The 8,054-nt window shown below is 48.3% G+C and carries 13 protein-coding genes; 10 read left to right on the top strand and 3 right to left on the bottom strand.

The genetic code is table 11. The annotated features are described in order from the left end of the window. Nucleotides 1-99: 99 nt before the first annotated feature. On the bottom strand, nucleotides 100-363 hold the full coding sequence (locus Q3886_RS06650) for a Txe/YoeB family addiction module toxin (protein ID WP_301860463.1): 264 nt from the start codon (nucleotides 361-363) through the stop codon (nucleotides 100-102). Then, nucleotides 356-613: a type II toxin-antitoxin system RelB/DinJ family antitoxin gene (locus Q3886_RS06645; RefSeq protein WP_301860462.1), complete on the bottom strand. Its 258-nt coding sequence runs from the start codon at nucleotides 611-613 to the stop codon at nucleotides 356-358. The genes Q3886_RS06650 and Q3886_RS06645 overlap by 8 nt, the downstream gene beginning before the upstream one ends. A gap of 82 nt (nucleotides 614-695) precedes the next feature. Here Q3886_RS06645 and Q3886_RS06640 point away from each other — a divergent pair, with 82 nt between their 5' ends. Then, complete coding sequence (locus Q3886_RS06640) at nucleotides 696-1,325, top strand: hypothetical protein (RefSeq protein WP_301860461.1); 630 nt, start codon at nucleotides 696-698, stop codon at nucleotides 1,323-1,325. 108 nt (nucleotides 1,326-1,433) lie between these two features. On the opposite strand, the gene Q3886_RS06635 is transcribed toward Q3886_RS06640, so the two are convergent. Beyond that, nucleotides 1,434-2,468 (bottom strand): site-specific integrase, encoded by a 1,035-nt coding sequence (locus tag Q3886_RS06635; RefSeq protein ID WP_301860460.1) that lies wholly within the window; start codon nucleotides 2,466-2,468, stop codon nucleotides 1,434-1,436. Between the two features lie 46 nt (nucleotides 2,469-2,514). On the opposite strand from Q3886_RS06635, the gene Q3886_RS06630 reads away from it, so the two are divergent. Genes Q3886_RS06630 through Q3886_RS06590 form a run of 9 tightly spaced genes read left to right on the top strand, consistent with a single transcriptional unit; the run spans nucleotide 2,515 to nucleotide 8,003 of the window. Next, complete coding sequence (locus tag Q3886_RS06630) at nucleotides 2,515-3,138, top strand: hypothetical protein (protein ID WP_301860458.1); 624 nt, start codon at nucleotides 2,515-2,517, stop codon at nucleotides 3,136-3,138. Nucleotides 3,139-3,143: 5 nt separating this feature from the next. Then, nucleotides 3,144-3,866: a hypothetical protein gene (locus Q3886_RS06625; RefSeq protein WP_301860456.1), complete on the top strand. Its 723-nt coding sequence runs from the start codon at nucleotides 3,144-3,146 to the stop codon at nucleotides 3,864-3,866. Nucleotides 3,867-3,881: 15 nt separating this feature from the next. Next, on the top strand, nucleotides 3,882-5,321 hold the full coding sequence (locus Q3886_RS06620; RefSeq protein ID WP_301860455.1) for a hypothetical protein: 1,440 nt from the start codon (nucleotides 3,882-3,884) through the stop codon (nucleotides 5,319-5,321). Nucleotides 5,322-5,337: 16 nt separating this feature from the next. Then, nucleotides 5,338-6,198, top strand: a complete 861-nt coding sequence (locus Q3886_RS06615; RefSeq protein ID WP_301860454.1) for a hypothetical protein — start codon at nucleotides 5,338-5,340, stop codon at nucleotides 6,196-6,198. A gap of 7 nt (nucleotides 6,199-6,205) precedes the next feature. After that, nucleotides 6,206-6,661, top strand: a complete 456-nt coding sequence (locus tag Q3886_RS06610) for a hypothetical protein (RefSeq protein WP_301860453.1) — start codon at nucleotides 6,206-6,208, stop codon at nucleotides 6,659-6,661. Nucleotides 6,662-6,674: 13 nt separating this feature from the next. Beyond that, the gene (locus tag Q3886_RS06605) at nucleotides 6,675-6,995 is read left to right on the top strand and encodes a hypothetical protein (RefSeq protein WP_301860451.1); all 321 of its coding nucleotides are present in this window, start codon (nucleotides 6,675-6,677) and stop codon (nucleotides 6,993-6,995) included. Further along, entirely contained in the window at nucleotides 6,992-7,186 is a 195-nt protein-coding gene (locus Q3886_RS06600; RefSeq protein ID WP_301860449.1) for a hypothetical protein, read from the top strand. Before Q3886_RS06605 ends, Q3886_RS06600 begins: the two co-directional genes overlap by 4 nt. Beyond that, nucleotides 7,174-7,752, top strand: coding sequence for an N-acetylmuramoyl-L-alanine amidase (locus Q3886_RS06595; protein WP_301860448.1), 579 nt, complete (start codon nucleotides 7,174-7,176; stop codon nucleotides 7,750-7,752). The genes Q3886_RS06600 and Q3886_RS06595 overlap by 13 nt, the downstream gene beginning before the upstream one ends. Nucleotides 7,753-7,796: 44 nt before the next feature. Next, nucleotides 7,797-8,003 carry a hypothetical protein gene (locus tag Q3886_RS06590; protein ID WP_301860447.1) on the top strand — a complete coding sequence of 69 codons (207 nt, stop codon included), beginning with the start codon at nucleotides 7,797-7,799 and terminating at the stop codon, nucleotides 8,001-8,003. Nucleotides 8,004-8,054: the final 51 nt, after the last annotated feature.

Here is an 8,054-nt window from a genome sequence, read left to right as displayed (position 1 = left end):
TTCCTCGACAGGGAACGTATACAGAAATAGGGCTATTGCATGGATGATAATTCCCATGCAATAGCCCTAAAACTTAGAGATGTTTTCTTGTATTACTTCTTACTTATCCCTGTAATGGGAACCGCACTGAACGATTTTAATTATATTCCCGTCTATCCGATAGACGATGCGGTTGGCGGCGTCAATCCTGCGGCTCCAATAGGAAGATAAATCACCGACCAGAGGTTCTGGTTTGCCAATTCCTTCATATCCATTCCGCTCAATATCTTTTAAGAGTGCCAAGATTCTTTTGAGCGTTTTCTTGTCCTGCTTGAGCCAATACTCAAAGTCTTCCCAGGCTTCATCAGACCAGGCTTTAATCATCGGTTGGCACCTCGTGAATGGTACCGCCAGTTGTTTCCATCTGGGCAATGGATTTTCTTAGACGGGCCGTGTTTTCTTCAGAGTAAAACGGGTCGATGGATACGTCAAAGGGAAGTCGTTTTTCACGGGACATTTTTTTTGCAAGCATGGTAATAGCCGTTGTCATGGATAATCCCAATTCATTACAGACGGCGTCAAAATCTTTTTTCAATACAGGGTCCATACGGACGCTTATCGTAGTTTGTGACATTATACGCACCTCCTTATATGATTATTGTAATATGATAGCAATACAATGTCAATACGTAGTATTCTTTGAAAGGATGATAACAATGAAAGTATTTCAGATTTTGAATGATGATGTATTAATCATTAACGGTAAACAACAGTACGCTGATACAGTCGCCAATTTTAAGGCTGACAGCGGCATTAAGATGCTGCCGGTCAAGGTTATTTATGACGATCAGCAGCGGCAGCCTGTTGTCCAGCAGGACGGCAAGAGCAAAGAAGAATGGCCGGACTACCCGATTGCAGAATACGACGGATATATTGACGCCATTGACACGTATCTGGCAGCCAAAGAAAAGCGGGAATACGTTCCGCCGACGCTGGACGAACTGAAAACACAGGCCCTGAATTACCAGTATCAGCAGTACGTAGCCAAACGAGACGCCAACGTTGTCGTTGACAATATGGGCTTTGCTACAACATCAGCAGGTCAGCAGGACTGGCAGATTGCCCTGACTTTGATGGGCGATTCTGGCCAGTATAAAGTCTATGATACGGACGGGAAAACGGCCAAACTGGCCGCTGTAACGAAAGAACAGATGATGCAGGCCGGAGAAGCCGCCAGAACGCAGCAGTTAGCGGCGTATCAGGATTTTGTTGCCGTACGGGAAAAAGTGAAGAATTGTAAGACGGCAGACGAACTGAAGCCGTATTTACCTGCTGAAACGGCATAACAGAGCGGATACGGCGCAGCATTGCCAATAGTTACACATAAGTTACAAATTGCTGGCAGAATTAACTGAATAGAAAACCTACAGGCGATGACCCTAGTGACACGTTAGTTACAACAGGTCAATCGCCTTTTTGAGCTGCCGTACATGTTTATGCGTATATATACCGTCGGTAATATCCGGGATGGCATGGCCAAGGATGCGTTTAATGGCGATTTTATTGGCACCTTTATCGTCCAGCCAGGTAGCGCAGGTATGCCGGCACTCATGGGGCGTGTGGTGGCAATGAGCGGCGTCCATGACTTTATCAAAACGCCGACGGAACTGGCAATACGTCAGCGGCTGGCCATCGTCGTCTGTAATCAGCGTTTTCCCGCTTCGTGCCATCCACCATGCATAATACTGGCTTACCTTTCTGGAAATGGGGACAAGGCGATTTTGCCCGGCCTTGGTTTTGCTGTGCCGGATTTTATAGGTGCGGCTGTGGAGCTTGACGTCAGACTTCTGGATGCTCAAGAACTCTGACGGACGGGGACCGCTGTAACACATCATGATGACGCATTTGGCCCAGGGCGACAGCGGGTGCTGTTCGTTGTCAGCAATGGCCTTGACGCGGTTGAGCTGTCTGGTAATAAATGGCAGCTTTTTATATTTGCGCTGCGGCGTGTCGACGTCCACGAAACGGCTGATGTCGCCCGACTGGGGCAATAGCTGGTACTTGACAGCGTACCTGTACACGTTGTGCATGACCTGCCGGACTCTCTTTTGTGTAGCATAGCCGACGCCGCTGTCAGATACCTGCTTGATGACAGCCTGCAGATCAGAGACAGCAATATCCCGTAATGGCCTGTCACTTAAGACCTTACATTTGGCAAAGGCAATATCATAGTTTTTGGCCGTAATAGCGGCAATACGCCGGCGCCGCTCCTGCATATCCAGCCGGTACACGTCAGCAAAGGTCATGCGGGATGGAGCGTACACAACCAGATTTTTGTTGTAATCCGCAAGGTACGCCAGCGCATCGTCGTAGCTGGCAAAGTAAGCGAGGTATTTCTGATGACCGTTTATTGTTTTGCGCACAGCCCACGGCCGCCTCCGGGCACCACTCAGGCAGGTAATACTGCCGAATCCATTAGGTAATTTCATGTTACATTCCTCCTGCTTTTTTCTTTAGTATAAAGGAGGTGACGTTATGGTCGAACTGGACGGGGCGAATCTCATTGTGTCACAAGGAGACACGTGGCGGTTTGTCCTGGAGTTGGACGGCTATACGATCCAGCCGACAGACAGGGTGTATTTTTCCGTTAAATCGTCGTGTATGGCGACGGCGTTATGCTCGGCAGCCACAACGGGACTGTCTACCAATGCCCTCTATATTACGGTTCCGTCGGTGATTACGCGCCGCTTTAATCCCGGACCGCTTATGTATGATGTATATGTCATTAATAAAGATGGAATCCGGACGGCGAACTTTCCGGCGGCGATCCAGGTCGTCTGCGTAGCTCATGATGTAGCAACGCTGCCGGAAGATACGGATGGGTCATTGCCATCTATCGGAGACGGCAGCGGCATGACAAATACATCGACGGTGATAACGATTGCCGTACCACCGGGATGGGAGGACCTGGAGGGGGCCGTGCAGGATGCGCAGGCCTGGGCCATGTCACCGGACAGCCCGGATGGCGCTGATGATGCGGATAGCCCGACAGGGAAAACCATGTCTGCTAAGTCCTGGGCGCAGCAAGCTGCTGTCGCCGGGCAGATTACAGCAATTACAACCACACAAATTGATGCATTATTTACAGAAAGCGAGTGATTTCTATGGCAGAACAGCAAGTATTGACAACAGATGGCTTGACGAGATTTAAAGGAAAATGTGATGAAGCATATTTGCAGAAAAACAAGACCGGTGCTGATGCGATTTCCTTCCGTGATGGCACGGTGCAGGACGCATTGGATGAATTACTGTATGTCCCTGTAACCATTAAAAGCTTTACGAATACAGTCAACACTGTAGAAAACGGCGCCACCGTTGATGATGTTACTTTGAACTGGAGTATCGATGGCAGTCCAAACAGCGTGAAATTGGACGATACAGCACAGGATCTGAAAGCTACGAGCAAAGCCCTGACGAAACTGGGGCTTACGAAAAATACATCGTGGACGCTGGTTGCTACCGACGGGAAAACGACGTCTACAAAAACGACGGGCGTATATTTCAAAGATAAGCGGTATTGGGGTGTGGGAAATCCTGCCACTGCCGATGCTATCGACAGTGCGTTTGTACTGGCGCTTGGTGGGAATGAGCTAGCTGACAATTTCCAGAAGACATTCACGGTCACAGCTGATAAAGGGAACTATATTTTCTATGCAATCCCTGCCAGCTGGGGAACGCCACGGTTTTTCGTCGGCGGCTTTGAAGGCGGATTTGGCCTGGTCAAGACGTTTGATTTTACGAACGCCAGCGGCGCCACAGTATCGTATAACGTCTATCAGTCCGGAAATGCAAACCTTGGCGATACAACCGTCAATGTGCAGAAATAAGGGGAGGTAATAATAATGGCAGAATCAACAATTCAGCTTATTGCGAAAATCAAGCAGAAAAATAATGGCACATTTAAACTGATGGACGCTGCTGATGTGGCGTGGAGTGCCAGTGAAGGCCTCGTCGAACATATTAACGGCCTTACGATTAACGGTGGCAATGCTGATACAGCGGCAAAACTGGCTGCAGCTCGTGCTATCGGTATCGGCGGCGCCGTCACTGCAGCAGGCGTTGGATTTGACGGCAGTCAAGATATTACCATCATTGCAACGTCTGTCGATGCGACGAAACTTACCGGCGTTGTCCCAGGGGCCAGCCTGCCGTCTGAAATCACGGTATTACCATCTTATTTTGACGGAGACAGCGTCAAGAAATTCGGGGGCCATACAGCGGGATACTATGCAACAGCTGACCAGCTGCAGGCCGTAACCAGCGGCATGACGTGGCGGCCACCGGTAGCTGACCTGGCAGCCCTGAAAGCGATTACGACACCAGTTGAAGGCTGGACGACGTCCCTGATAGACACAAATATGATCTACCGTTTTGACGCCGCCAATGAAGCTACAAAAACGAATGCAGACGCTACTATTGTAAAGGCTGACGACGGCACGGCCGGCGCATGGATTGCCATTGGCTCGGCACAGTATGGCCCGGCTACGCAGACAGCAAATGGCCTGATGAGCGCGGCAGATAAGAAGAAACTGGATGGCATTGACCTGTCACAGTATCAGCCTAAAATTGGCGATACCCTCGATGTAGCTAACGTTCATCTGATGGGCGCTGATTCCGGCATCCAGTTAGGTGGTATGGCTGGCGCACAGCTGCATGGCAAAGAAGGAAAAATCTATTACGGCGAAGGTACGGATGCTACCAACACACCGGGCAATGAACTTGCTAAAAAGAGTGACATTCCGGCCGCACAGGATCTCAGCGCATACGCTAAATATAACGCTGAAAAAGATATTAATCTTGCCGATCATCAGCTGTCTGTCAACGGCGGTGGCCTCGTCAAAAACGTAGCGGTAACAACAGGCGAAGGCGAACAGGCTAAGACAACCAATTATCTGTTTCTCGGTAATTCCGTTACAACCGGTGAAGGCGAAGCTGCTGTTACGACAAACGAAGGTATTTTCGTCAGCGGCGGTAAGGCTTACTATGGCGGCCAGGCTGCTGGTAACGAAGTAGCTACTGTCGGTGCAGTTGGTAATAAAGTCGATAAAGTAAACGGTAAAGGCCTGTCGACAAACGACTTTACAGCTGCCTATAAAACCAAACTGGATGGGCTGTCCAACTATGTATTACCTGCCGCATCGACAGAAACGCTGGGCGGTGTCAAAGCTGGCACAGGCGTAACGATTGCCGAAGACGGGACGATTAGCGCTGATATCGGTACGCAGATCGTGCCTATTACGAACGATCAGATCGACGCGTTGTTTGCGGCGGCTGATAAATAATAAAGGAGGTATACATATGAATGTCAAACGAAAGGTCGCCGCCCAGGAGGATGCGGTCACCTATGAAATCGGAGATATTGAATCGGGAGACGTTGCGACTGCCGGTGCCGTAGACAGTGCCCGGGAAACAACGATACCGCGTGCAGAAGACCGTCTGGACTCGACTGGGCTGGCGCATCTCATTGATTTGTTGGATGCTCGTTTTGCTAAACAGTTACAATGCCATTTTTTACAGCGCAACAAAGCCTACGCCGTAGGTGATATTGCATATAGTCCGAATCTTCCCTCATGGGCGTACCTAGAGTGTAAGACAGCAGGTACCACTGGAACCAGTGAGCCGGACTTTACAGACGTGTCCACCACGGGGGGGGCATTGACGGTGTTTATAAAGAGAGACGGCTCGGTGGTATGGCTGCTTAGGGATAAACGGTGCAGGTATCAGCTGGGACAGCTAGTATCACTGATTACTACGCCCAATGCATATGATTATCTGCTGTTGTGTGATGGCAGTGCAGTAGACACGGAAAAGTATCCTTTACTGGATGGTGTGTTTCCGAATAATACTCTGCCACAGCTTACAGATGGCAGATTCTTGGAAGGCGGAACGGTAGCGGATAAGGGGAAGACACGTGCACCGGGATTACCGAATATTACAGGGGCATTTAGCGCAGCACAGGCAGTAGCCTGGAATGATAGTACTAATGGATGTTTTTATACAGATGGTACACTCGCAACATCTCCGGCAAGTGCAAAACCTGAAAATCATAGAATCCATATGAATCTCGATGCATCCCGCAGTAATCCCATTTATGGCGCATCAACTACTGTCCAGCCTAAGTCTTTAGTTGTGAATTACTATATCAATTATGGAGGATGATACGAGTATGGAAATAACAGATGGTTCCGCAGTATTTGAAGTGAAAAATATTAACGAAATAAATAACGTAGTAAAGCAAGTAAATGGCAAATACCCTGTAAACGGGAATGTTGATATAACCGATATAACAGGAAATGCAGCTACGGCATCCAATATACAAGCTACAGGAAACGCACTGGGAAGTTTATTATTGGGCTGGCTGCATCGCTATGGTGTTAATTATGTTCCAGCGGACACATCTAATCAAGGATGGAACGCATTAGGGATATGTATCATTTACTATGACGAAGCAAATAAATTCAAGAATCAACCTGGCCAATATGGGCAGTTACTTAATATTCCTGTTGATAGCACAGGGCAAAAAAGCCGCCAAATATGGATTCCACAGTTTTCAGGCCAGTTATTACAACGTGGTGGCAATGCTTCTACGGTGATGAACGACCAATCATTTGCAGCAGTATAGGAGGGATGATTATATGGAGCCGTTAGAAGGACACTGGTTAGATTTTGCAGTCATCTTGATACAGTGCGGAGCATTTAAATTAGCCTATAATTATATGAGAAAATTCGTTGAGAAGCAAGATGCGCGGGATGACGCAGTACGGAGTTTGCTACGTACTGAGATTATTAACATTTGTCATATGTCTCTAGAAAGTGGATACATCCCGATTTATAATCTGGAAAATGTTATGGACATGTATCGGTCGTATAAAGCACTGGACGGAAATGGAGCCATTGACGCAATTTATAAGCAGACGATTGTATTACCGCACAGCATAGCGGAGAAAAAGCCATGAATGAAGTGTTTGAAAAAATCAATATTGCAGACGTTTTGGTCATCATCGGGTTGGTAATTGCTCTGATGCTGGCCATTTTTTATGCAATGAATGAGCTGGCAATGAGCATCGCCAGCGGCTTACTCGGCTATATTGGCGGCAATGTCAAATCATCCGTAACAAAAGGAGATGAGTCAAAATGCGAGAAGTAACGTTACAGGAACTCAAGCAGCTTGCCAGAGATGCTTATCATGACCTATGGGCTGGTGCAAAGAGCATGGGCAGAGATGTCAAGTTATACATGCATTGGACAGCTGGCGACTACGACCAGACATTTGACGAGTATCACGTCAACATTACCGGCGACGGTCGTGTATGGGTATCGACGGACAATCTGGCAGAGGTTAAGTCAGCCACCTACATGCGTAATACTGGCAGTGTAGCGATTACGCTCTGCTGTGCACTTGATGCGGTCAGTGAAAATAATCTCGGCACGTATCCACCTACCGAAGCACAGATTAATGCTATGGCTCAGGTCGTATGCGTGCTGGCTGATGCGCTGGATTTAACGATTGATCTGCAGCGTGTCATGACGCACGCAGAAGCTGCCGACAACAAAGACGGCTATCCAGCCTGCGCGCCTTACGGCCCGGATACGACGGTCGAACGGTGGGACCTGCTCGTTGTGCATGAAGGGGATGCCCGTTGGAGCGGCGGCGACGTCATGCGAGGCAATGCCAACTGGTACCGTGCCCAGGGGTTAATGCGTGAAGTCTAGGAGGTGATCCTTGTATCTGTCGCATAGTGAAAGGAGGTGAGACAATGGGAAATCTGTTTAAGCGGCTGCTGTCTAAGCTGATTACGTCAGCACTGGACAAACGAAAAGAACGCCTGCGGGAACAACTGCAGGCGCAGATTAATACGACATCATCTGACTGGGTAAAAACGCGCAATCAGATGTATATTGAGCTACTGAATATTGCTGGTGAATCTATGGTAAATCGTATAGAAAAGGAGATTTTAAAATGAACGAAGACATTAAAAACGTATTAGCTGAAGCATTGAACGACGTATTTGCCG

The organism is uncultured Megasphaera sp., from assembly GCF_958350005.1.
GTDB lineage: Bacteria > Bacillota > Negativicutes > Veillonellales > Megasphaeraceae > Megasphaera.
This window is presented reverse-complemented; position numbering and strand designations above follow the sequence as displayed.

Coding starts and splice junctions, on each gene's coding strand:
- Q3886_RS06650 (WP_301860463.1), bottom strand. CDS start 363: ATGATTAAAGCCTGGTCTGATGAAGCCTGGGAAGACTTTGAGTATTGG.
- Q3886_RS06645 (WP_301860462.1), bottom strand. CDS start 613: ATGTCACAAACTACGATAAGCGTCCGTATGGACCCTGTATTGAAAAAA.
- Q3886_RS06640 (WP_301860461.1), top strand. CDS start 696: ATGAAAGTATTTCAGATTTTGAATGATGATGTATTAATCATTAACGGT.
- Q3886_RS06635 (WP_301860460.1), bottom strand. CDS start 2,468: ATGAAATTACCTAATGGATTCGGCAGTATTACCTGCCTGAGTGGTGCC.
- Q3886_RS06630 (WP_301860458.1), top strand. CDS start 2,515: ATGGTCGAACTGGACGGGGCGAATCTCATTGTGTCACAAGGAGACACG.
- Q3886_RS06625 (WP_301860456.1), top strand. CDS start 3,144: ATGGCAGAACAGCAAGTATTGACAACAGATGGCTTGACGAGATTTAAA.
- Q3886_RS06620 (WP_301860455.1), top strand. CDS start 3,882: ATGGCAGAATCAACAATTCAGCTTATTGCGAAAATCAAGCAGAAAAAT.
- Q3886_RS06615 (WP_301860454.1), top strand. CDS start 5,338: ATGAATGTCAAACGAAAGGTCGCCGCCCAGGAGGATGCGGTCACCTAT.
- Q3886_RS06610 (WP_301860453.1), top strand. CDS start 6,206: ATGGAAATAACAGATGGTTCCGCAGTATTTGAAGTGAAAAATATTAAC.
- Q3886_RS06605 (WP_301860451.1), top strand. CDS start 6,675: ATGGAGCCGTTAGAAGGACACTGGTTAGATTTTGCAGTCATCTTGATA.
- Q3886_RS06600 (WP_301860449.1), top strand. CDS start 6,992: ATGAATGAAGTGTTTGAAAAAATCAATATTGCAGACGTTTTGGTCATC.
- Q3886_RS06595 (WP_301860448.1), top strand. CDS start 7,174: ATGCGAGAAGTAACGTTACAGGAACTCAAGCAGCTTGCCAGAGATGCT.
- Q3886_RS06590 (WP_301860447.1), top strand. CDS start 7,797: ATGGGAAATCTGTTTAAGCGGCTGCTGTCTAAGCTGATTACGTCAGCA.